Source organism: Fundidesulfovibrio putealis DSM 16056, assembly GCF_000429325.1.
Taxonomy (GTDB): Bacteria; Desulfobacterota; Desulfovibrionia; order Desulfovibrionales; family Desulfovibrionaceae; genus Fundidesulfovibrio; species Fundidesulfovibrio putealis.
The window spans coordinates 33,890-56,449 of record NZ_AUBQ01000005.1 but is presented as its reverse complement, the minus strand read 5'-3'; the positions used below and the strand labels follow the sequence as shown (position 1 = coordinate 56,449).

Annotated in this window: 19 protein-coding genes; 11 read left to right on the top strand and 8 right to left on the bottom strand. The window is 65.1% G+C overall.

The window, feature by feature from the left end:
* Positions 1 to 56: 56 nt before the first annotated feature.
* From G453_RS0105640 to G453_RS0105625, 3 genes are all read right to left on the bottom strand, one after another.
* On the bottom strand, positions 57 to 2,399 hold the full coding sequence (locus G453_RS0105640) for a mechanosensitive ion channel family protein (protein WP_027190262.1): 2,343 nt from the start codon (positions 2,397 to 2,399) through the stop codon (positions 57 to 59).
* 392 nt (positions 2,400 to 2,791) lie between these two features.
* Positions 2,792 to 5,086, bottom strand: a complete 2,295-nt coding sequence (locus G453_RS26040) for a sensor histidine kinase (RefSeq protein ID WP_169725293.1) — start codon at positions 5,084 to 5,086, stop codon at positions 2,792 to 2,794.
* A 587-nt stretch (positions 5,087 to 5,673) separates the two neighbouring features.
* Positions 5,674 to 6,576 (bottom strand): AraC family transcriptional regulator, encoded by a 903-nt coding sequence (locus tag G453_RS0105625; RefSeq protein ID WP_027190261.1) that lies wholly within the window; start codon positions 6,574 to 6,576, stop codon positions 5,674 to 5,676.
* 252 nt (positions 6,577 to 6,828) lie between these two features.
* Between G453_RS0105625 and G453_RS0105620 the strand changes: the two genes are divergently transcribed.
* The 8 genes from G453_RS0105620 to G453_RS0105585 all read left to right on the top strand — a co-directional run bounded on the left by G453_RS0105620 (position 6,829) and on the right by G453_RS0105585 (position 14,014).
* Complete coding sequence (locus G453_RS0105620; RefSeq protein ID WP_027190260.1) at positions 6,829 to 7,455, top strand: flavodoxin; 627 nt, start codon at positions 6,829 to 6,831, stop codon at positions 7,453 to 7,455.
* A gap of 40 nt (positions 7,456 to 7,495) precedes the next feature.
* Positions 7,496 to 7,693: a hypothetical protein gene (locus G453_RS0105615; protein ID WP_027190259.1), complete on the top strand. Its 198-nt coding sequence runs from the start codon at positions 7,496 to 7,498 to the stop codon at positions 7,691 to 7,693.
* Between the two features lie 60 nt (positions 7,694 to 7,753).
* Positions 7,754 to 8,959 carry an aldo/keto reductase gene (locus G453_RS0105610; RefSeq protein ID WP_027190258.1) on the top strand — a complete coding sequence of 402 codons (1,206 nt, stop codon included), beginning with the start codon at positions 7,754 to 7,756 and terminating at the stop codon, positions 8,957 to 8,959.
* A gap of 181 nt (positions 8,960 to 9,140) precedes the next feature.
* Complete coding sequence (gene larC / locus G453_RS0105605) at positions 9,141 to 10,574, top strand: nickel pincer cofactor biosynthesis protein LarC (RefSeq protein ID WP_027190257.1); 1,434 nt, start codon at positions 9,141 to 9,143, stop codon at positions 10,572 to 10,574.
* Between the two features lie 8 nt (positions 10,575 to 10,582).
* Complete coding sequence (larE, locus tag G453_RS0105600) at positions 10,583 to 11,392, top strand: ATP-dependent sacrificial sulfur transferase LarE (protein WP_027190256.1); 810 nt, start codon at positions 10,583 to 10,585, stop codon at positions 11,390 to 11,392.
* Between the two features lie 20 nt (positions 11,393 to 11,412).
* Positions 11,413 to 12,168 carry a nickel pincer cofactor biosynthesis protein LarB gene (gene larB / locus G453_RS0105595; protein WP_027190255.1) on the top strand — a complete coding sequence of 252 codons (756 nt, stop codon included), beginning with the start codon at positions 11,413 to 11,415 and terminating at the stop codon, positions 12,166 to 12,168.
* Positions 12,169 to 12,350: 182 nt separating this feature from the next.
* A complete protein-coding gene (gene purT, locus G453_RS0105590; protein ID WP_027190254.1) occupies positions 12,351 to 13,532 on the top strand; it encodes a formate-dependent phosphoribosylglycinamide formyltransferase in 1,182 nt (393 codons plus the stop codon).
* 86 nt (positions 13,533 to 13,618) lie between these two features.
* Positions 13,619 to 14,014, top strand: coding sequence for a bacteriohemerythrin (locus tag G453_RS0105585; RefSeq protein WP_027190253.1), 396 nt, complete (start codon positions 13,619 to 13,621; stop codon positions 14,012 to 14,014).
* A gap of 132 nt (positions 14,015 to 14,146) precedes the next feature.
* On the opposite strand, the gene G453_RS22555 is transcribed toward G453_RS0105585, so the two are convergent.
* On the bottom strand, positions 14,147 to 15,052 hold the full coding sequence (locus G453_RS22555) for a LysR family transcriptional regulator (protein ID WP_084502127.1): 906 nt from the start codon (positions 15,050 to 15,052) through the stop codon (positions 14,147 to 14,149).
* Positions 15,053 to 15,219: 167 nt separating this feature from the next.
* Here G453_RS22555 and G453_RS22550 point away from each other — a divergent pair, with 167 nt between their 5' ends.
* Positions 15,220 to 16,488 carry an MFS transporter gene (locus tag G453_RS22550; protein ID WP_043644664.1) on the top strand — a complete coding sequence of 423 codons (1,269 nt, stop codon included), beginning with the start codon at positions 15,220 to 15,222 and terminating at the stop codon, positions 16,486 to 16,488.
* 203 nt (positions 16,489 to 16,691) lie between these two features.
* On the opposite strand, the gene G453_RS0105570 is transcribed toward G453_RS22550, so the two are convergent.
* Entirely contained in the window at positions 16,692 to 17,393 is a 702-nt protein-coding gene (locus G453_RS0105570; protein WP_027190252.1) for an acid phosphatase, read from the bottom strand.
* The gene (locus G453_RS22545; RefSeq protein ID WP_084502126.1) at positions 17,381 to 18,334 is read right to left on the bottom strand and encodes a LysR substrate-binding domain-containing protein; all 954 of its coding nucleotides are present in this window, start codon (positions 18,332 to 18,334) and stop codon (positions 17,381 to 17,383) included. The genes G453_RS0105570 and G453_RS22545 overlap by 13 nt, the downstream gene beginning before the upstream one ends.
* Before the next feature lie 292 nt (positions 18,335 to 18,626).
* Here G453_RS22545 and G453_RS0105560 point away from each other — a divergent pair, with 292 nt between their 5' ends.
* Both G453_RS0105560 and G453_RS0105555 read left to right on the top strand, forming a co-directional pair.
* Positions 18,627 to 19,631 (top strand): zinc-binding alcohol dehydrogenase family protein, encoded by a 1,005-nt coding sequence (locus G453_RS0105560; RefSeq protein WP_027190251.1) that lies wholly within the window; start codon positions 18,627 to 18,629, stop codon positions 19,629 to 19,631.
* Positions 19,632 to 19,914: 283 nt separating this feature from the next.
* The gene (locus G453_RS0105555) at positions 19,915 to 20,601 is read left to right on the top strand and encodes a TylF/MycF/NovP-related O-methyltransferase (RefSeq protein ID WP_043644661.1); all 687 of its coding nucleotides are present in this window, start codon (positions 19,915 to 19,917) and stop codon (positions 20,599 to 20,601) included.
* A 164-nt stretch (positions 20,602 to 20,765) separates the two neighbouring features.
* On the opposite strand, the gene G453_RS0105550 is transcribed toward G453_RS0105555, so the two are convergent.
* Positions 20,766 to 21,224 (bottom strand): hypothetical protein, encoded by a 459-nt coding sequence (locus G453_RS0105550; protein WP_027190249.1) that lies wholly within the window; start codon positions 21,222 to 21,224, stop codon positions 20,766 to 20,768.
* Positions 21,225 to 21,255: 31 nt separating this feature from the next.
* Positions 21,256 to 22,548, bottom strand: a complete 1,293-nt coding sequence (locus G453_RS0105545) for a vWA domain-containing protein (RefSeq protein ID WP_043644658.1) — start codon at positions 22,546 to 22,548, stop codon at positions 21,256 to 21,258.
* Positions 22,549 to 22,560 lie beyond the last annotated feature (12 nt).

Genomic DNA, 22,560 nt, shown 5'->3' with positions numbered 1-22,560 from the left:
GGCGGTCCGCCCCGGCTGGCCTGCACATTCCGGCGGGCGCGGCCAGGATCTGCCCGTCACTCGTCTTTTGGCTTTTTCTTTGCCGCCAGGGCCTCGAGCCGTTCCTCTTCCTCGGCCAGCACCTCGGCGGCGGCTGCGCCGATGGCCTGCTGCGCCGCCCCGTCCAATTGCTTCTCCCCGGCGGCCAGGGAGCGAAGCTCCGGCGGAAGGTAGACCGTCACGTTGCGGTGGGCGAACTCGATCCCGTTGTCCATGAAGGCCTGCTGCACGCGGCGGTACAGCTCCTTTTCCACCAGGAACTGGTGCCCCGGGATGGTCTTGAACTTGATGCGCAGGATCATGGCTGAATCTTCCATCTTGCGCACGCCCATGGATTTTATGTCGCTCAGCATGCCCTTGCTGATTTCCTCGTTGGCCATCAGCTCCTTGTTGATGCGCTTTATGATCTTCCTGATCTTCTCGATGTCGGCGTCGTAACGGACCCGGAAATCAAGCTTCGAGATGATGTAGTCCCGGCTGTAGTTCTGAAGGATCTTGAGCCCCCCGTATGGGATGGTGAACACCATGCCGCGCGGGTGGCGCAGTTTCATGGAACGCAGCGATATCTGCTCCACGGTGCCCTTGGCGGTCCCGGCTTCGACGTAGTCGCCCACCCGGAAGGCGTCGTCCACCAGGAAGAACACCCCGGAGATGATGTCCTTCACCAGGGTCTGCGCGCCGAAACCGATGGCCAGGCCGACCACGCCGGCGCCTGCGATGAGCGGCCCGATGTCCACCCCCATGGAGGACAGCGCGATGAGCGAGCCCATCACCACGATGACGCACAGCAGGAACTTGCGCAGAAGCATGAGCAGCGTGGCGCTGCGCGATCCGCCAGCGCCGCCGCCCTCCTCGGCCTCCTCGCCCGGCATGGAGCTTTCCTCGCTGAGCTTGCGGTCGATGCGGATGCGGATGACCTCCCACAGCAGCAGCGCGCCCACGGCCACCATCAGCACGCTCAGCACGTTGCGGGCGAACAGCCAGCCCAGGGGGATTTCCACGCCCCAGGTCTTCAGCATGGCGAAGGCGGTGAACACAACCAGGACCACCCGCATGGTCTTGCGTATCAGCGGGATGTAATAGCGGAAGGCGCGCTTGTCCTGGCAGGGGTCTCCACCGGCCTGCGGCGCGGCGTGTTCCTGGTCGATGTGGATGATTTCCCGGTCCTGCCCGGACGCCACGGTCAGCAGCTTGCCCATCCACATGTCCACCCCGATGCACCCCGGTATGAGGAACAGGCTGAGCACCAGCAACAGGATGGTCGCCTCGCCGGATATCGCCTGGGCGCTCCAGAAGAAGCCTATGCACAGGGAATAGAACATGGCCGGGTAGTGCCAGTAGCGCGCCGTCAGGGCGCGCGCGCCGCCGGATGCGTGTCCGCAGCCGCCGCGTATCATGGCGGCCACCCGCTCGCGGTTGGCCAGGATCATGGCGCAGAGGATGAGTCCCACCAACGGGCCAGCCTGGGCGTACACCAGATGCCCGAGGGCCTGGGCCTGCCCCACCTGCTTCAGGATGATGCTGGCTGCGGCAACCGCTACTGACGCAGCCGTGACGCCCATGAGCCAGCGATACAACGTCCGGGCGTCCTCGTCGCGCATGGGTATGGGGCGTGCGGCCTCATGGCCGGGTGAGAGAAGAATCCGGGCGAACGCCTGGATCAGCAAGCCGTAGGAGAGCGACACCAGGACGATGACCCCCATGGCCCGCGTGGGACCGGAGGCGGGAACAAACACGACGAAGAGGACAAAGGCCGTCAGGAAGAACAGAACGACCCCGAGAAGGCGCAGGGCCACGTTCGAAAGGATCACGCCCGCGCGCCCGAAGTTCGGGGCGCCCAGGCCCTGCGAAGCGCGCCGCATCACGGAGTCGCACAGCCTCCCGGCTCCGGCGGCTGCGGCGAAGGCCCCGGCGCAGACCGCCGCCAGCAGGAGAAACGACCGGGCGAATTCCTGCACCCCGCCGCCGCCCGTCAGGTTGGCCATGATGGCCCCGCCGGAAAGATCCTGCCGGGCCTTGTCCAGCAGTTCCTCCTGCCTGGCGTATCCCGAGCGTACACGTGACTCCCAGCCAAGGAACAGCTTCGCCAGAGCGCCCCCGTCCTGGGCGTCGCCCCCATCCGGCTTTTCCCTGGCGGTCTGGGCCGTGAGCTTGTCGTGCAGGAGTTTGCGGGCCTGGACGTCGGACAACGAGGCCATGAAGGCGTCCACGTCCTGGGCGTCGCGAGGCTCGGCCACGCTCGCCGGGGGCTGCTTGGCGGCCTTGCCCGTTCCCGGAATCCCGGCTGCGAGGGCCGTCCCGGAGAACAGCGCGGCGACCAGGGCCATGCACGCCATGAAATGTCTGACTGACAGGGTCATGATCTCTCCTCATTTGGGGGCGCCGGAAACGACCTGGAGGGGAAAACCTGTCCGCGCCGGTTTTCCCTGCTCTTGCCCGGATATATATCCCTGATCACTTGAAGAGGCTACTCCGGAGATACCCAGAGGGAACGCGCCAGATCCGGGGGGATCGGCGCAGTTCTGCATGGAGGCACGACACACCGGGATCGGATGTGCGTCAACAAGCGCAGGCCAGCCCTGCTGAAGAAACTGGAAATACACGGCGGCTCCATCGGGTATGCCGCGTCGCCCTCCGGCCTGCATCCGCCCCACATTCGCGAAACCGGAATGAAAAAGGGCCGCCCATTTCCGGGCGGCCCTGAACGATTCGTTGGAAGAATCGGATGAAAACGATCTCGCGGCGCGCTCCCTCAGACTGTGGTCCGGGGGAAGGCGCAGGAAAGGGGCAGGCTCACGGTGAATGTGGTGCCGCTTTCCGGGCTCGAATCCACCGAGATGCTTCCGCCGTGAATCTTGGTGACGATGAAGTAGGATATGGACATCCCCAGGCCCGTGCCGTCCCCGACCTTCTTGGTGGTGAAGAACGGCTCGAACACGCGCCTCGCCACAATGGGCGACATGCCAGGCCCAGTGTCGCTGACCGAGACGTTGACCTGCCCGTCCGCCTTCCAGACCTTGACCACGATCTCCGGACGCCGGACTTTCTCCTCCTGCGAATCCAGCGCGTACACCGCATTGCGCAGGATGTTCACGAACACCTGGTGCATCAGGCTTTCGGAACAGAGCGTGGGATGGCCGAGGCCGTCATGCTCGATGCGGATGGACACATCACCCAGTCCATGGTTCTGCCGGAGGTGAACATCGTTTTGCACGTCGGCGACGGCAGACTCGGCCACGGCAGCCATGTCGCACGCGGCTTTGGGCGAGTCGTCCTTGCGCGAAAAGGTGAGCATGGTCTTGACGATGTTGGCCGCACGCCCCGCCGCTTCCCGGATGTCCTCCAGGCTTGTCAGGATTCCCCTATCTTCCAGGTAGCGGCGAACGGCCTCGAGGTCCGTTCCGGCGTCCCGTGCCGCCTGGCCGTTGGCTTCCAGCTCCGGCGAGACGCGCCGCTGCGCGATCTGCACCGATTGCAGGATGATGCTCAGCGGGTTGTTGACCTCATGGGCGATCCCGGCGGCCATCCCACCCAGGGACATCATCTTTTCCGCCTGCATCATCATGAATTCCAGGCGCACGCGGTCGGTCACGTCGTCCACCCGGACCACTGCGCCGTCCACGCAGTTGGTCACCAGCGGGTAGATGACGATGTCCACGTGCCTCTTCTCGCCGTCCTGGGAGACCTCCTGATGGACGGAGTGGTCCGGCCTGCGTTCGAAGATGACGCGGGAGACGTTGTCGGCGGACAGCTCGAAGTGCGGGAACAGCTCATGCAGGGGGCGGCCCTCGCATTCCTCGCGGGTCATGCCTATCATCTTCGCGGCATGGTCGTTGATCTGGGTGATGTTCATGTCACGGTCAACGCAGACCAGCACGGAGGGCATGGAGTCGATGATGTTGCGGATGTACAGATTGGCCCTGCGGAGCTCCCCGGTGCGCGCATCGACAAGCTCCTCAAGATTTTCCTTGTGCCGCTCAAGCGCCTTTTGCGCGGCCATGCGCCCTGCGGCCTCCACGTCTATCTGCCTGAAGGTCGCCTCCAGGACGCCGCCCAGGTCGCGGGCCTCCCGAAGATTGAAGCTTCCCATATCCACCGGGTCGTTTCGGCGGAACCTGCCTATGGAGGTGAGCAGGCTCGTGAATTCGCGCGATATGGCCATGCTGTTGATCCGGGCGATGCCGAACACGGACAGGGCCAAAAGCGCAGAAAGCACTGCCGCCCATATCAGCCAGCGCCTGAGGGGGGCTTCCAGCTCGCTCATGGGCATGCCGACCAAAACCACCCAGCCATAGGTCGGCGACATGCTGTAGGCGTTCAGCATCCGGTTGCCGTCCAGGTTCGTGCTCTCGGAAGCGACTTCGACGCCCTGATAGGCTTCTGCGACGACGATTGTCTCGTCGACGTGTTTTCCGACGTGCACCTGGGAATTGAACGACCTGGCCAGCACCACCCGTTCTGCGCTCAGGATGGTGGCCACCCAGCCTGCGGGGAGGCTCTGATCCACCAGCAGCTTCTCGAAGCTGTCCACCGGGAAGGTCATGCCCAGCGAGTAGGCGATGGTCGCGCCACTCCAGACCGGCTGGTCGATGCCGACGAGCCAGCGCCCCGTGATCGCGCCCTTGAAAGGCCCGGAGAGCTGCGACCTGCCCGTGTCGTACACCTTGCGCAGCACGTCGATGTTCTTGCGCTTGGGCAAGGGGTCTCCGAACTCCCGGTAGGAATTCACGACCTGCTGCCCGTCCGGCGCGGCGAGGATGATATCCGCTCCTTCGAACTCCCGCAGCAGGGTCCGGGTCTGGGTGTGGAAGGCCGCGAAGTCGCCGGAAGCAAGCGATCCCGACGTGCCGAGGGCCACGAGCGCGGAGTCGACGCCCGCCAGTTTCGTCTCCACTGCCTGGCGCAGCGCCCTGGCCGTGTCCTGGGCGTGCCCGATCAGTTCAGAGCGCTTGGCGTCGTAGCTGAAATATATGATGCAGCCGTATCCCAGCCACACTGGCAGGACGCACAGAAACGCCATCAGCAGCAGCCGGGACCGCAATGACATGACCATATCAGAACCTACCTTTCCGGGAGGAACACCTTTGCCGCATGGATGGTACATGCTTTCCCAGGCACGCGCAGAGGATCTCTCCAACAACTACAGGCATGCTTTTCCCAGAGGCCCTCGAATCATCACGCAAAAGGAGGGAGGCTGTTTGAAGCGACCCGACGCCCCTGGGCAGCCCCAGGCTGCAAGGTATGGACGCTAAACCATACTGTATCCATGTGCAAGTACGGGCCATCACTTGCAATTACTGTATTTGACGGCAGGCTGGCCAGAACAGCCGGAGGGAAAAGTCACAGGAATTTCCTTGCTGCATCACAATGTGCTTACGCCAAACCATCACCCGTACAAATACACACCAGACCACAAATTTATTCCACAAATGCCCAAATGCATCCCAATGCATGCAGCGAAATCCTGTTGTTCGCATCACCACACATTCTCTACATGTCTTACCCAACACGTCGAATCACCCTGCAAGACGCAGCACCACTGCCCCGGACAGTGTCAAAGACAAAGGGCCATCCATTCCTGAATGACCCTTCATCCACATCCAAAATACAGAGCGGACCTCCGCCCGCAGCAGCCTAGCGCGCCTGCCGGACGTCCCGATAGGGCGGCTCCCCGAAAAGCCGCTTGTATTCCCGGCTGAACTGCGTGGGGCTTTCATAGCCCACTGCCAGCCCCGCGCTGGTGGCGTTCTCGCTTTCAGACAGCATCAGCCGCTGGGCTTCATACAGGCGCAGCCGTTTGTGGTACTGCAACGGACTAAGCGACGTCACTTCCTTGAAGTGGCGATGGAACGTGGAGGTCGCCATGTTCACCGCCCGGGCCAGTTCGTCCACGTGCAGCGGCTCCCTGTAGTTTTCCCGCAGCCAGGTGATTGCCCGGGCGATCTGGTGGCTTTGCGAGCCGAGCGTGTTGAGCCTGCGCAGGTGCTCTCCCTGCGGCCCCACCAGCAGACGGTAGTGGATTTCGCGGATGATGAGCGGCGCGAGGGCGGGTATCTGTTGCGGCTTGTCGAGGAGCTCCACCAGACGCAGGAAGGCGTCCAGCACGTCGGGATCGACATCCGCGACGAATATTCCCTTGTGGGAGACCGTCCCGGACGCCGCAGGCAGCGGAGTCTCGGCGGCCAGCCGGGTGATCAGCTGCTTGTCCAGCTCCAGGGCCACCGCCAGGAAGGGCCGGTCCTGCGAGACGTCCACCACGCAGGAGGAACTGGGCATGTCCACCCCGGCAACCAGACACTGGTTCTCGCCGTAGCGGTACTCCTCGGAGCCGATCACGGACCGCTTGAACCCCTGGACGATCAACGCGACGATGGGCTCGGAAAAGCAGTTCTCCACTTTGTTGGTCTCGTCGCGCCGGGACATTTTCAACCCCTCGATATCGGTCGGATACACCCCAGGCGCGGGCATCCGGTGCAGCAATTTCTCTTTCAGCAGGTCATTGCCCCGGTCCAACTCTGATGATCCGCTGCGGCTCATTTTTCCAACCACCTGTCATGATTATTTTTTCGTGGAAGCTCACGCATCCCGCCCTGTGAATAGATAAAGCAAACCCTCTGCCCTGGATAGGGCGTCGAGAGAATCAGGCAAGAATTGGAGAGGATCGTGTCTACTGTTCAGGCTCAGCCAGTCCTATACGGCCATGAATGAAAAGGGCCTGGACAGGGGCAGCGGCGCATCGTGCTGGCGTGCCGACCCTTCCAGCACCACAACCAAATAATGGAACACCTCATGAACGACACCATAGATACCCAGCCCCTCGCCGACCCGTCCCGGCGCTCCTTCCTGAAACTCTCTGTCGCAGGGCTGCTGGCAAGCGTGGCCATCCCGGCGTTTTCGCATCAGTCTTGGGCACAGGGAGCGGCTCCCGCAACAGGCAGAAAGGTGCTTGTTGTCTACTATTCGCGCTCAGGCAACACGCGCGAGGTCGCCAGCCAGATTCATCAGGCCCTTGGCGGCGACATCGTGGAGATCCAGACCGTGAGTCCCTACCCCGCCGACTACAAGGAGACGACCACCCAGGCCAAGCAGGAACTCGAATCCGGCTTCAAGCCGCCGATCACGACGAAGATCGCGGACATCGCCTCCTATGACGTGGTGTTCGTGGGCTCCCCCAACTGGTGGGGCACCATCGCCACCCCGGTCATGACATTTCTCACGGAGCACGACCTCTCCGGAAAGACCATCGCGCCGTTCATCACGCATGAAGGAAGCGCCCTGGGACGAAGCGCCGCCGACATCGGGAAGCTGTGCCCCAAGGCCAACATCCTGGAGGGGCTGGCCGTGCGGGGCAAAAGCGCGAAGTCAGCCCAGGATGACGTGGCGGCGTGGCTGCGCAAGCTCGGCCTGAAGTCCTAGCGCCCTGAACGAAATAGTGAGTGACGGAGGGACAATTCCGATGAATGAACAAACACGGTCGACACACGAAGCCGTCAACGCGGCTGACCCAGGCATGGACGGAGGAACACACAGGCCGCGCGACGAATTCCAGGCTTGTTCCGGCCCGTTCGCACGGGTTGCCCCCCTCATCATGAGCCAGCCGGGTGCGCTGGACTTAAGCGAGATGCTGCTGCGTCTCAGGCGACGGGAGCTGTAGCCCGCTTCCGGGGACATCCCGGCCCCGATAAGAGTACATCAACGACAAAGGAGACTCACCATGCTGTACAGAAAAATGCCCAAGACCGGAGACGAGCTCTCCATTCTCGGTTTCGGCTGCATGCGCCTGCCCATGGCGGACGGGCAGATCGACGAGCCCCGGGCCATCGCCCAGATCAGGAGCGCCATCGACAGCGGGGTCAACTACGTGGACACCGCCTGGCCCTATCACGGGGGTGCGAGCGAGCCCCTGCTCGGCAGGGCGCTGCAGGACGGCTACCGGGAGCGGGTCAGGATCGCCACCAAGCTGCCCACGTGGCTGATCAACACCCGCGAGGACATGGACCGCTACCTGAACGCCCAGCTTGAACGCCTTGGCACCGACCACATCGACTACTACCTGGTCCACGCCCTGGACGGCCCGGCCTGGGACGCCATCAAGGCCCAGGGAATCTGCGAGTTCCTGGACCAGGCCAAAAAGGACGGGCGCATCGTCAACGCCGGTTTTTCCTTCCACGGGCTGCCCGAGGACTTCAGCCGCATCGTGGACGGATACCCCTGGGTCTTCTGCCAGATCCAGTACAACTACCTGGACCAGCAGTACCAGGCCGGGACCGCCGGCCTGCAATACGCCGCATCCAAGGGCCTGGGCGTGGTGATCATGGAGCCCCTGCGCGGGGGCAACCTGGGGCTGGCCGCAGCGCCCCCGGCCGTGGCCGCCATCTGGGACGAGGCCAAAACCAGGCGCACTCCGGTGGAATGGGCGCTTCGCTGGGTGTGGAACCACCCGGAGGTCACGGTGGTCCTGTCGGGCATGAACGAGGAAACCCACATCGCACAGAACCTGGCCATCGCAGGCGAGGCCCACGCAGGCTCCCTGACCGTGGAAGAGCTTGAACTCGTAGAGCGCGCCGGGAAGAAATATCAGGAACTGATGCAGGTGGGCTGCACGGGCTGCGCGTACTGCATGCCCTGCCCGGCAGGGGTCAAGATCCCCATCTGCTTCGACTTCTTCAACAAGATGCACATGTTCGGGAACGTCGAAGAGGCCAAATTCATGTACATCGCGTTCGTGAGCGGCATCACGGGTTCGGGCGAGCCCGGCTTCGCCTCCCAGTGCGTGGCCTGCGGCGAGTGCCTGGACAAATGCCCGCAGCACATCGCCATCCCGGAGATGATGGAGCGGGTCGCCGCAGAGATGGAAGGACCGGACTTCCAGGCGCGCGTGGCCGGGATCAAGGAACACTTCAAGACCGGGCTCAAGTAGTTGGCCCCGTCGCCGTGCTGAAACAATGGCGCATGCGCCTCATGTTTTCATCACAGCACTCCGATGGTACGACTTATCCCACGGGGCGGCGCGCTGCCGCGCCGCCCCGTGAACGAATACGGCGGTTTGTCTGCCGCGCGCGGGCGCGAACCGGAAACAGGCGCTCAAGGCGCATCGAGCCATGAAAATACTCTACTATGACTGCTTCGCCGGAATAAGCGGCGACATGAACCTGGCCGCCATGATCGACCTCGGGGTCGAGCCCGAATACCTGCGGGCCGAACTCGGAAGGCTCGGCCTGGACCATGAGTTCGAGCTGCGCGTCAGCCAAAGTTCCCGAAGCGACATCCACGGCACGCAGGTGGAGGTGGTGCTGAAAAACGGCAAGGCGCATCAGCACGGGCAGGCCCTGGCCCATGCAGGCGAGGGGCACGGCCATCATCATGCTCACGACGGAAACCGCGAGGGTTCATCGCACGGACATGGGCATGACCACGGCGAGCCTCATCACGGGCACCATCATGACCATTCAGGCTCCCATGCAGCGCACGGAAGCCATCACGGCCATGACCACGAAGACACCCCGCACGGCCAGCATCACGAGAACGAGCACGCTCATGATGCCGCCCCGCATGCCCATCACGGCCATGCCGCGCACCGCAACCTCGCGGACATCGAGGCCATCATCATGGGCAGCACCCTTTCGGACGCGGTCAAGCAGACCAGCCTGGCCATCTTCCTGAAAGTGGCCCAGGCCGAGGCCAAGGTCCACGGCAAGGCGCTCCGTGAAGTCCACTTCCACGAGGTGGGCGCCACCGACTCCATCGTGGACATCGTAGGCGCGGCCATCTGTTATCACCGCCTGGGCGTGGACGCGGTGTGGGCCTCCCCGGTGGAGCTCGGCGCGGGCTTCGTGCGCTGCGCCCACGGCCTGATCCCGGTTCCGGCCCCGGCCACGGTGGAGATCCTCCAGGGGGTCCCCACCACGCGCGGCGCGGTGAACCACGAAGCCACCACCCCCACGGGCGCGGCCATCCTGGCGGCCTTGGCGGACCAGTTCACCGCCACCCCGGCGCTCATTTCGGAAAAGACCGCCTACGGAGTCGGCCACCGGGAGGTGGCCATCCCCAACGTGCTGCGGGTCCAGCTGGCCCGCCCGGCGCACTCCGGATGCGGCGCGTCTGTGCAGGCGGCCCGGCTGCTGCAATGCAACATCGACGACATGACCGGCGAGATGCTGGGCGTGGCCATGGACGTGCTGATGGAGAACGGGGCCATGGACGTGCACTTCACGCCCATCGTCATGAAGAAGAACCGCCCCGCCACCTGCGTGTCGCTGTTGTGCTCCGCCGCCGACGAGGAGCGCTTCAAGGACCTGCTGTTCCGCCACACCACAACGCTCGGGGTGAAGAGCATCCCCATCGACAAGACCGTGCTGGAGATCTCCTTCGAGCGCCTGGACACGCCGCTTGGGCCGGTGACCATGAAGAACGCCATCCGGGACGGAAAAGTGATCCGCTCCAAACCGGAGCTGGAAGACTGCCGGGAGTTGGCGCGCAAACACGGCCTGCCCCTTGGCGACGTGTACACCCTCATCGGAAGGCACAGGAAGTAGCGGAGCGTATGTCGCAACCCACCAAAGACGAAAAGTACCGGAACCTGCTGGACGGACTGCGCTCCATGCAGCGGGCCGTGGTGGCGTTCTCGGGCGGGCTGGACAGCACCTTCCTGCTGTACGCCGCCCGCCAGGCCATGGGTGACGGCGTGCTGGCCGTGACCATCTCCACGCCGTACATGGCGCAAGCCGAGGTCGAAGAGGCTTCGGGCGCGGCCCTGGCCATGCAGGCCGCCCACCGGGTACTGGACGTCCCCTTTCCGGAACTGCTGCGCGACAATCCGCCCGAGCGCTGCTACCTCTGCAAGAAGGCCCTCTTCACCCTGCTCGGGCAGGTGGCCGCAGCCGATAACATCGAGCACGTCCTGGACGGAACCAACCTGGACGACCTGGACGACTACCGCCCCGGCCTCAAAGCGCTGGGAGAGCTCGGCGTCAAAAGCCCGCTGCTCACGGCGGGCCTGACCAAGAAGGACATCCGGGACCTCTCCAGGGAGCACGGCCTGGCCTCCTGGGGCAAACCGGCGGCGGCGTGCCTTCTCTCGCGCATTCCACACGGCACGCGCATCGATGACGCGGAACTTCGGCGCATCGACCAGGCCGAGCAATTTTTGAAGGAGCTGGGGTTCGCGGCGGTGCGCCTGCGCAGCCATGGTGAGCTGGCCCGCATAGAAGTCCCGCGTGAACAGATTGCCGACCTGATCGAGGCGGACAAGCGCAGCGGCATCGACGCCCGGCTCAAAAGCCTGGGCTACCGCCACGTCGCCGTGGATCTGGCAGGCTACCGCATGGGCAGCCTGAACGTAAAAACCTCGTAACCGAGACACGATAGAAGATCATGGACACGCAAGAGACACTGAAGCAACTGCTGACCGGCATCAAGAACGGCAGCCTGGACGTGGAACAGGGGATGCAGCAGCTGCGCGACTTCCCCTTCATGGACATGGGCCACACCAAGATCGACCTGCACCGCTCCCTGCGCAACGGCTTCCCCGAGGTGATCTACGGCGAGGGCAAGACCCCGGAGCAGGTGGGCGAGATATTCACGCGCATGCGCGAGCACGCCAACGTGCTGGCCACGCGGGTTTCGCCCGAGATGGCCAGGCACGTGCAGTCCGTCTGCCCGGATGCGGAGTACAACGCCCTGGGCCGCACCCTGACCCTCACGCGGGGCGAGATCGCCTGGAAGGAAGGGGAGATCGCCATCGTCACCGCTGGAACGTCGGACCTGCCTGTGGCCGAGGAGGCGCGCGTGACCTGCGGGATGCTGGGCAGCCGGGCCTCGGTGATCTCCGACGTCGGCGTGGCGGGCATACACCGCCTGCTGGACCGGCTCTCGGTCATCCGCAAGGCGCGGGTGATCATCGTGGTGGCGGGCATGGAAGGGGCGCTGGCCAGCGTCATCGGGGGGCTGGTGTCGCAGCCCATCGTGGGCGTGCCCACCTCGGTGGGGTACGGCGCGTCGCTGTCCGGGCTCTCGGCGCTGCTTGGCATGCTCACCTCCTGCGCCAGCGGCGTGACCGTGGTGAACATCGACAACGGCTTCGGCGCGGCCTGCGCGGCCTGCAAGATCAACAACCTGTTCCCGGCCTGAGCCGTCCTTCTGCAAGCACTTCCTGCGGGCGCTTCATCGGCCGGATGACGCGCCCGCTGTTTTTCCACCCCGCCACCAGGGCGCGCTCCGCGCCTGCTCGTTGCCGACAAACCCCTTGTCCTCGCCAGGGCTTCTCTGTAGCCTGTTCACTCACTTTTACGTCCCTGCTCAAGGAGGTCTTCATGGCGACCATCGGCACGCCGCTCACGTCATCCGCCACCAAAATCCTGCTGCTCGGCTCCGGCGAACTCGGCAAGGAAGTCGCCATCGAGGCCCAGCGCCTCGGCGTCGAGGTCATCGCCGTGGACCGTTATCCCAACGCCCCGGCCATGCAGGTGGCGCACCGCTCCCACGTGGTGAGCATGCTGGACGCCGCCGCCCTGCGCAGCATCATCGAGGCGGAAAAGCCCGACTTCGTCGTGCCGGAGATCGAAGCCATCGCCACCGAGGAGCTCCTGGCCCTGGAAGCCGAAGGCGTCACCGTGGTCCCCACGGCCAGGGCCGCCCGGCTGACCATGGACCGAGAGGGCATCCGCCGTCTGGCCGCCGAGGAGCTGGGCCTTGCCACCTCGCCCTACCGTTTCGCCGACACCAAAGAGGAATTCCTGGCCGCGTGCGAGGCCGTGGGCTTCCCCTGCGTGGTAAAGCCGGTGATGTCCTCCTCGGGCAAGGGCCAGAGCGTGGCCCGCGACGCGGCCTCGGCCGAGGCCTCCTGGGAGTACGCCCAGACCGCCGGACGCGCCGGGGCCGGACGGGTCATCGTGGAAGGGTTCGTGGAGTTCGATTACGAGATCACGCTGCTGACCGTGCGCCACGCGGACGGCACCTCGTTCTGCCCGCCCATCGGCCACCGCCAGGAGAAAGGGGACTACCGCGAATCCTGGCAGCCCCACCCCATGAGCGCGAAGGCCCTGGACGAGGCCCAGCGCATGGCGGCCACCGTCACCGCCGCCCTGGGCGGACGCGGGCTTTTTGGCGTGGAGCTGTTCATCAAGGGCGACCAGGTGCTGTTCTCCGAGGTGTCGCCCCGGCCCCACGACACGGGCATGGTCACCCTGATTTCCCAGGACCTGTCCGAGTTCGCGCTGCACGTGCGGGCCATCCTGGGTCTGCCCATCCCGGCCATCCGCCTCTACGGGCCTGCCGCCTCCCGCGTCATCCTGGCCGAGGGCGACTCCGACTCCCCCAGCTACCAGATCGCGCCCGAAGCCCTGGCCGAGCCGGACACGGCCATCCGCCTGTTCGGCAAGCCCGAGGTGCGCGGCCTGCGCCGCATGGGCGTGGCCCTGGCCCTGGGCAAGGACGTGGACGAGGCCAAAGAGAAGGCCATCCGCACGGCGTCGCTGGTCACGGTGAAGCTGTAGTTATTCCGGACTGCCGGGCCACGGGGTTGCCGCCCCTGGCCCGGTCCGTTTCCAAGACCGAGCACTCCAGGAATAGGACGTACCCCATGAACACCCCGGACTGGTCCTCCTCGCTGACAATGGGCAATGCCGAAATCGACGAGCAACACCGGTTGCTCATCCACATGATCCGCGAACTCGGCGAGCAGATGGAGGCCGGGGAGCATCGCCAGGGCGTGCTGGACGCGCTGCAGGGCATGCTGGCCTACGCGGCCACCCACTTCGAGGACGAGGAAGAGCTGATGGAAGAGGCCGACTGGGACGGCCTGGACAGGCACGAAGGGCTGCACGCCGAATTCCTGTGGAAGGCAGGAGACCTGGAAGTCCAGGTCAAGGAGGACGTCGCCCAGGCCTCGCACGAGGTGCTCAGGTATCTGCTGCGCTGGCTGGTGGACCACATCCAGGTGGAAGACCGGAAGTTCTTCGAGAGAGTGCGGCACTAGCGGGGGCCGCGTGGAGGCTGGCGGTCGGAGTGCGGTTGCCAGCCCTGTTTTCACCCGTCGCCCCAACGTCCCTGATAACCTTCTCGCGCCTTCGCCGTGCACTCCGGCGGCCCGCCGCCCTACTGCCCCAACCTACCTGAACCCCTTCCGGATATCCTCCTCCCGCTCCAGGACGAGCTGCACAAACGCATCTCTCGCAGGCGAATCCTGGTTCGTGTTCCAGCACATCACCAGCGGGATCGGCTCCAGCGCCGGGACTATCGGCACGAACGCCACCTGCCTGCTCCGGAGGTTCTGGACCCCTTCCGGCACGATGCTGATCCCTTGTTCCGCTGCCACCATGGTCAGCACCGTGGCCATCAGGTCAGGGCTGTTGACCACCTGGGGCGAGAACCCGGCCCCCTGGCAGGCGGCGATCACCTGATCGTACAGGCTGATGGCCACTGAACGCTCAAGCAGCACCAGCGGCTCAGGCGCAAGCTCCGGCAGGCTGACTTGCGAGCGCGACGCCAGGTGGTGCGTCTCGGCCACCACCGCCAGGAACCGCTCGCGAAACAGCACCCGGACAGCCAGGTTCGCGTGCCCGGGCGGCAACGGGCGGGTGAACCCGAGGTCGATCTCCCCCGACGTGAAGGCGGCCAGTTGCCTGTCCGGCGTCAGTTCGTGCATGCGAATGGTGACGTCCGGAGAGCTCGCGCGGTAGCGCCGGATCAGATCCGGCAGGAAGAACATGGTGGGCGCGGCAAAGAACCCGATGGACAGCTCGCCCACTTCCCCGCGCGAGACGCGCAAGGCTTTGCTGGTGGCGCGCTCCACTTCGGCCAGGATGGACCGGGCGTCCTCCAGGTAGGCCTTGCCCGCCGCCGTGAGCTGGACGACGCGCGTGTTGCGGATAAGAAGCTGGATGCCCAGCTCCCGCTCCAGATCGGCGATCTGGGTGCTGAGCGCCGGTTGTGCCACGAAGAGCTTCTCAGCCGCCTTTGTGAAGTTCAGTTCCGAGGCCACGGCCACGAAGTAGCGAAGATGTCGTAGCTCCATGCTCCAATAATAAGTTTAGACTATCAGTCTGACAAGAATAATATATTTCACAAATATGCTGAACGTCCTTAGCTGTTGAATCGAAGGGAGCGGAACTCCGGGAGCCAGAACCCGGCCCGTGATGCCCAATCGACCAACCAACCGAATCCACATAAGGACATTCCATCATGACGACCAATCACGGCCCCAAAGCGCCCCTTCACGGCGCGACAGCCGCGTCCCCCCAGGCCGCACCAGGGAAGCTGCCCCAGTCGCTGGTTTTCTTCCTTGCGGCGGGGGCGGGCCTGTCCGTGGCCACGCTGTACTACAGCCAGCCCCTGCTGGGGGTTCTCGGCGGCGACATAGGGGCCTCGGGCCACATGGTGGGCTGGGTGCCCACCATGACGCAGATCGGCTACGCGCTGGGCATCCTGCTCCTGGCCCCGCTGGGGGACCGCTACGACCGGCGGAGCATCATCCTGACCAAGGCTGCGGTGCTCATCCTGGCGCTCTTTTTCGCGGCGCTCGCGCCGTCCATCTGGTTCCTGCTGGCGGCCAGCCTGATGATCGGCCTGTCAGCCACGCTGGCCCAGGACATCGTACCCTCCGCCGCCCATCTGGCCCCGGATTCCCAGCGCGGCAATGTGGTGGGCACGGTGATGACCGGCCTTCTGCTTGGCATCGTGCTCTCACGCGTGGCGAGCGGCGTGGTGGCGGCGCACTTCGGCTGGCGGGTCGTCTTCTTCGGCGCGGCGGCCAGCATCGCCCTGGTGGGAGTCCAGGCCTGGCGCACCCTGCCGCGCTTCACGCCCGCCATCCACCACAGCTACGGCGAACTGCTGGGGTCGCTGGCGCAGCTCTGGCGCCGCCACGGCGAATTGCGCAGGGCCACGCTCTCCCAGGGCTTGTTGTCCATCGGATTCAGCGCCTTCTGGTCCACCCTGGCCGTGATGCTCTACGCCGCGCCTTTCCATCTGGGCAGCGAGGTGGCCGGAGCCTTCGGACTGGCCGGAGCAGCAGGCGCGCTGGCCGCTCCCATCGCGGGGCGCATCTCCGACCGCAAGGGGCCGGGCCGGGTGACTCGGCTTGGCGCGGGGCTGGTGGCCCTGTCTTTTTCGGCCCTGTTCCTCATGCCGTTCGTGTCGCCGCAGGCGCAGCTGTGGCTGCTGGCGGCCAGCGCCATCGGCTTCGACCTTGGCGTCCAGGCCACGCTGATCGCCCATCAGGCCATCATCTACGGCATCGACCACAGCGCGCGCAGCAGACTGAACGCCATCATGTTCGTGGGCATGTTCATCGGCATGGCCACGGGCTCGGCGCTGGGCAGCGTGTTGCAGGCGCAGTGGGGCTGGATGGCGGTGTCGGCCCTGGCCACGCTCACCGCCCTGGGCGCGCTGGCGGTGCGCCTGTGGCCCGCGCAGGCAGGGATGACAGGCGCTCGTCAGGTTGCCGGTTGAGCGTCACCCCGTTGCCCGAATAGCCTCTATCCAATAGTCAAAACCAAGAGGGACCGCCTGAACATCTTCAGGCGGTCCCTTTTCGTGTGACCATCGCAGGAGCGGAGAAGGCAGAGCGCCTCTCGTGTCGCAATTTTGAAAAACATGAATATGTTTTTCAAAATTAAAATAAATGGTTATGGACGGATTATAAAGACGCAACACTAGAGAGCCGGGAGCCCCAGTACGGTGCGGAGCTCACTCCTGGCTGCGGCGAACTCCGCCTGGAACTCCGGACTGCGGAGCAGGAATGCGGCGATGACGGTCCCGGAAATGCGTCCCGCGAGCACGTCGCTGGGATAGTGAGCGCCGCCGATTTCCCTGTTGAGCCTGTAGAGCTCGGCGCGCTCGAAGAGCGCCGTCTGCTTTTCCGGCACCATGTTGGCCAGGATGATCGCGGAAACCGTCCCGAACGTCGAATGCCCGCTGGGGTACGACGCATTGTCGGGCTTGTCCACGCAGGGGTGGATATCCGGATTGCTCGTGTAGGGCCGTGGACGGTCCCAATGTGCTTTCGCCGGGGCAAGTATGTGGTCGGCGCTCTTTTTAATCTTGGCGAACAATGCCGCCACCTGGGGCAGCTTCTGGGCGGTGAAGTTCTCGCCCATGACGTCCTGGAACCGGAAAACGGAGCGATCCATGTCGGCCCTGGCGAAGGCCACCTGGGCGGGGGTCCTGGTATTTTGAAAATTCAGGAGCACCGCCATTTCCTGCTGTTGCTCCCGGGAGCCGACAGCTGGGGGAGGCGCCAGCAGCGCGGACAGGTTGATCTGCTCGCGGGTTATGAAATATGTTTCGTCGGCCCATCCCTGCTGCGGCAAGAGCATGAGCAAGAGGAACAGAACATAGCGCGTCACGTGTTGCATGGTCGCCTCCCTGAGATGAGAAAGTTTCCCATGCTTTGCGCAGTCTGTCCACTTCCCGTCCGCCCTGCGGGAATGCCCGGAGCCATGCGCCCCAGCGCGTCGGTGAGAAAGCCCACCAGGCAGTCCGCCAGCTCCACCCGCGCGCCCTCCTCCCCGAACACGGCGATCTCGGTGTCGGGCAGCGGCGGCAGCCCAAGCGTTGGGGGGGCCTCGGACAGGTCCCATCCCAGAAACGACCTCCCCAGGATCGACACCCCGAGCCCGCCGAGCACCGCAGCCTGAAGCCCCATGATGCTGTGCGCCGTGCAGGCCACGCGCCAGGGACGCTCCGACCCGCGCAGCACGTCCAGCATCACCCGCCGGTAGGAGCACGGCGCGGGCAGGGCCACCAGGGACAGGGTTGCGTCCCGGTCCGGGGCGTACTCCGCCGAGGCGATCCACACCAGCTTCTCCCGCCAGATCACCCGCCCGGACTGCGGCTGGGCATCGCGCTTGGCGATCACAAGATCGAGCGCGCCATCGTTCAGCGCGCCCACCAGCAGCGTGCTGAGCCCGGTCATGAGTTCCAGGCGCACGCCGGGGTGGGCCTTGCCGAAACGCGAAAGCAGCACCGGCAACTGGCGGGGGATGAAGTCCTCCGACACGCCCAGACGCAGGGCGCCCTCCACCGGCGGGGCCTTCAGGCGGCGCATGGCCTCGTCGTTCTGCGCGAGGATGGCGTGCGCGTGGGCCAGCAACAGCTCGCCGTCGCTGGTCAGGCTCACGCTTCGGCTGGTGCGCGCAAACAAAGCCTTGCCCGCGATGTCCTCAAGGCGGCGCACCTGCTGGCTCACGGCGGACTGGGTCCGGCCCAGGATGTCTCCGGCGGCGGTGAAGCTCCCGGTCTCGGACACGGTGATGAAGGTGCGCAGCAGGTCGATTTCCAGGTCAGGTTGCTTCATGCACGATCGATAACGAAGCCTAATCAATCAGACAACAACAATTAATTTCTCTTTTCAATCACCCCTGCCTATATGGGGATCAGGAGCATCCCACGCCGGAAACTGCACGCGCGCCAACGTCTGCCAACGTCTGCCGAAAGAGCGCGCAAACCCTCCCGGAGATTGCAGCCAAAGCGGCAACGGATGTATAGGCCAGCGTGGCCCCAAGCACAGGGCGAGGCAGAGGGATCGCCCCGTGGTCACGGACCGGCGCGAGCATCCGTTCAACACCAACACGCAGCAGGAGAGAATCATGAAAGCGATCATCGCCACAGGCGGATACGCACCCAGCGATCCCCTGGCATTCCGTGAGGAGGAGCGGGGCGTTCCCAGGCCCGAAGGCCGCGACATCCTGGTGAAAATCCAGGCCGCCGGGGTCAACCCCGTGGACACCAAGGTGTTCGCCCGGCTCGCACCGGGCAAGCAGGCCATCCTGGGCTGGGACGCCGTAGGAATCGTGGACGCGGTCGGACCTGAGGTCAGGCGCTTCACCCCCGGCCAGACCGTGTACTACGCAGGCGATCTGACCCGCGACGGCAGCAACGCCCAATACCAGCTGGTGGACGAACGCCTTGCGGCTGCGGCCCCGTCCAGCCTCACCCAGGCAGAGGCCGCCAGCCTGCCGCTCACGGGCATGACAGCCTGGGAGGGTGTCTTCGACCGCCTGAACTTCACCCCCGACGAAAACGCGAACCAGGGCCGCACGCTGCTGGTTGTCGGCGGTGCTGGCGGAGTGGGCTCCATGATCATCCAACTGGCGGCCTGGGCTGGAATCAGGGTCGCGGCCACGGCGGGCCGCCCGGAATCCGCCGCATGGTGCCGGGAGCTTGGGGCCTCGGTGGTTGTCGGCAGGGATGACCTGCCCGCACGCCTGGCAGCGGAAGGAATCGAGACCGTCGATGCGATCTTCTGCACCACCCACGCCGAGGAACACTGGGCGGCCATGGCCAAGGTGCTGGCCCCACAAGGGGGGATCTGCCTGATCGACGACCCCGAAGGCCCCCTGGACATCAGGCTCTTCAAGCAGAAGAGCGCGCGCATCTGCTGGGAGTTCATGTTCACGCGCTCCCTGTTCCGGACCCCGGACATGGGCCGCCAGGGCGACATACTGGAGCGCATCGCCAGTCTGGTGGACCAGGGACGCCTGCGCACCACCCTGAGCCGCACCCACAGCGGCCTGACGGTCGAATCCGTGCGCAACGCCCACCTGAGCCAGCTCACCGGGACCATGGTGGGCAAGCAGGTGATCGCATTCTAGACGCCCGTGGATCGTGAATCCGCGCCGCAGCGAGGCCGGAGGCAGCCTGGCGCGCAGCCTGGAGCAGGGATGAACCGCGACCCTTTGCAGGACTTTCCTCAATTGGGCGGAAAGTCCTGCCCAAGCGGACACCTGGCATGAAATGTGCTCTGGTCGATGCGCATGCCAAGACATGAACGTTTTGCCACCTGACCGCCTCCGGACGCCCGGAACCGTCAGGAACAGAAACGACAGCCTGCCTTGTACGGGCCAGGCCACTACCGACAACAAGCGAGGATTGCAGATGTTCTCCAAGGACAACGTCCAGGCTGCGGTGAAGCTCATTCTTTCCGGCAACGTCGACGTCTGGGAACAGGGCTACTACGACCTGCTCTTCAACAAGACCATGAGCGAGAAGCTGCAGGGGATCGAGCTGCTCTCCTACGAGTACGAGCGCAGGGACGTGCTCTACAGGGCCGTCCACGAGAAGATGATCGGGAGCAAGCCCATCGACTACCTGGAATTCGGCGTTTTCCAGGGCGACAGCATGAGGAAGTGGACGTCGATAAACACCCACCCCAAATCGCGGTTCTACGGCTTCGACAGCTTCGAGGGTCTGCCCGAGAACTGGGTCACCGGGCAGAAGGAAAAGGGGGCGTTCACCACCAACGGCGAGACACCCTTGATCGACGATCCGCGCGTCACCTTCGTGAAAGGCTGGTTCAACCAGTCCCTGGTGCCCTTCCTTCAGGACTTCAAGCCGGAAAACCAGCTGGTCCTGCATATGGATGCGGACCTGTTCTCCTCCACCCTGTTTGTGCTCATGACCCTGAACCCGCTCATCAAGCGCGGCACGGTCGTGGTGTTCGACGACTTCAATTCCAGGGACGATTTCGCCGCCCTGCTCCATTTCTCCAAGAGCTGCGGCCATGACTGGAGCGTGCTGGCGGCCCGTGACAACATCGGGAAACTCGGTATCGTGATCCACTAATTTGACGGTCTCTCCCCCTGGACAGCCTAGCGGTGCGCGGCGGTGACGTCGCGCACCGGATTGACGCAGTCACGTCAGGAACACCTGAAGTCCAGCCTTTGCCTGCCCAAGCCCTTCGCATCCAGACACCAATCCTCGCCGGGCATGGTCCCGGCTCCCTTGAATCAGCCAGCCAGCCGCAGCATCTGGCCCGCCAGGGCGCTGGCGGCCACGCCGCGCCGGGAGGCCAGGGTTCCGCGCAACTCCCCGCGCTGGCTCATGGGCTCGCTGGCGTGGCTGAGTGCCAGTTGCTCCTCGAAGGCTGCGCGCAGGGCCGCCAAGGACTCTTCCACCTCGGGGTACTCGTTGTCGTCGCGCCAGGGCAGGCGCAGGCTGGCCGAACACTTGCGGCTCTTGTGGCCCGGCGTCTCCAGGAAATAGCGTTTGGCGCAGGGCGAGCCAGAGCGCTCGTTCTCGCCCGGATGGCAGTGCCCCTGCCAGGACGCTGTCGGCTCCTCGATGCTTGATTCCACGCGTACCGGAGGCATGGCCAGATCCAGCTCGTGCTCGTCCAGCACGATCTCGTAGGTCAGGGTTGGGCGATGGTTGCCGCGTTTTTTCTCTATGGTCCAGGTTATGCGCATGGCGTCCTCTCGGTGCGGGTGCTGGGAAGAACTATTCCAGACGGATCAGCTCGCCGAAGGGCGGCGGCTCCTTACGGGGGCCTCTGGCCGCCCAGAGCACCGGATAGGGCGGCTCCGGGCCGAACAGGCCGCACTCCAGGTCCGTCAGGTACACAAGGCAGGCGGGCAGGATGCACAGGTCCTGCACGCATTGGAAAACCGGGCGGTAGTCCGTGCCGCCGCCGGAGCGGACCTCCAGGCGCAGGGGCAGGTCCATCCGGGTGAGCTGACGGGCGTCGCGCACGGCGCAGTCGCAGAAGATTGCCGTGAGCCGGGTGTCGTAGGCCTCCAGGATGGCGGACAGCTCCGCGCAGAAGGCGTCCAGCGCGTTCTGGTCAACGGAGCCGGAGCAGTCCACGGCCACCACCATGTCGGAGAGGGTCTCGCAGCGCGGAGATGGCAGGTGCAGGCCCATGTGCACGTGGCGGCGGCTGGGGGGGCTCCAGGAGTAGTCGCTGGAGCTGGCCCGGATGACGAAGCGGCGCAACAGCGCCCGCCAGTCAAGCTCCGGAGGAGGCTGGAAGCGCACCAGCCGGGCCACCGCGCCGGGCAGCGCGCCCATGCCGCTGGCCTGTCTGGCAGCTCGGCTCACGTCGATGTCCGCCTGCCGCTCCATCTCCTGAAGCGTATTGTCCCTGCCGCTGTCCGGACCCTCCAGCCCCGGATGGTCGCGCACCTCTCCCAGCTGCGAAGGGTCGGCCAGGGGGCTGTGCGGGTCGGCCGCGCGTCCTGATCCAGGCGTCACGCGCTGCTCTCCGGGGTCGCGCCTGTCGCCGGGAGTTACCCCTTCGGGCCGGGCAGGAGCCTCCTGGCCGTCTCCCAAGGGCTGCGCGCCACCGGGAGCGTCGGCCTGATCCACGTCCTGTTCCTGGCCGGACGTATTCTCAGCGCCCCCCTTGGAGTGCTGCACTGCCGCCAGGGCCAGATAGATGTCCTCGGCGGCCATGTCCTTGTAGCGGGAATCCTGGAGGGAATTTTTGGGTAGGGAGAACCCGGCCTCCACCAGGATGGCGTTCACGGCCAGGTCGCAGGCGCGGTTCCACAGCTCCTTGTCGCGCCCATTGCGCCGCAGGTGGTGCTTGCAGGCCAGGTGCATCACCTCGTGGGCCTGCATGCCAAGCACCTGGGCGTCCGGCAGGGCCGCCACTGCGCCGGGGTTGTAGCCAAGGCTCACGCCGTCGGTCCACATGCCCTGGCAGTTTGCGTCTTCGCGCAGGGTCAGGCCAAGGGCCAGGGCTCCGAAAAAGGGCTGGCCCAGCACCAACTGCGACCGGGCGCGGGTCATGCGCTCCTGTGG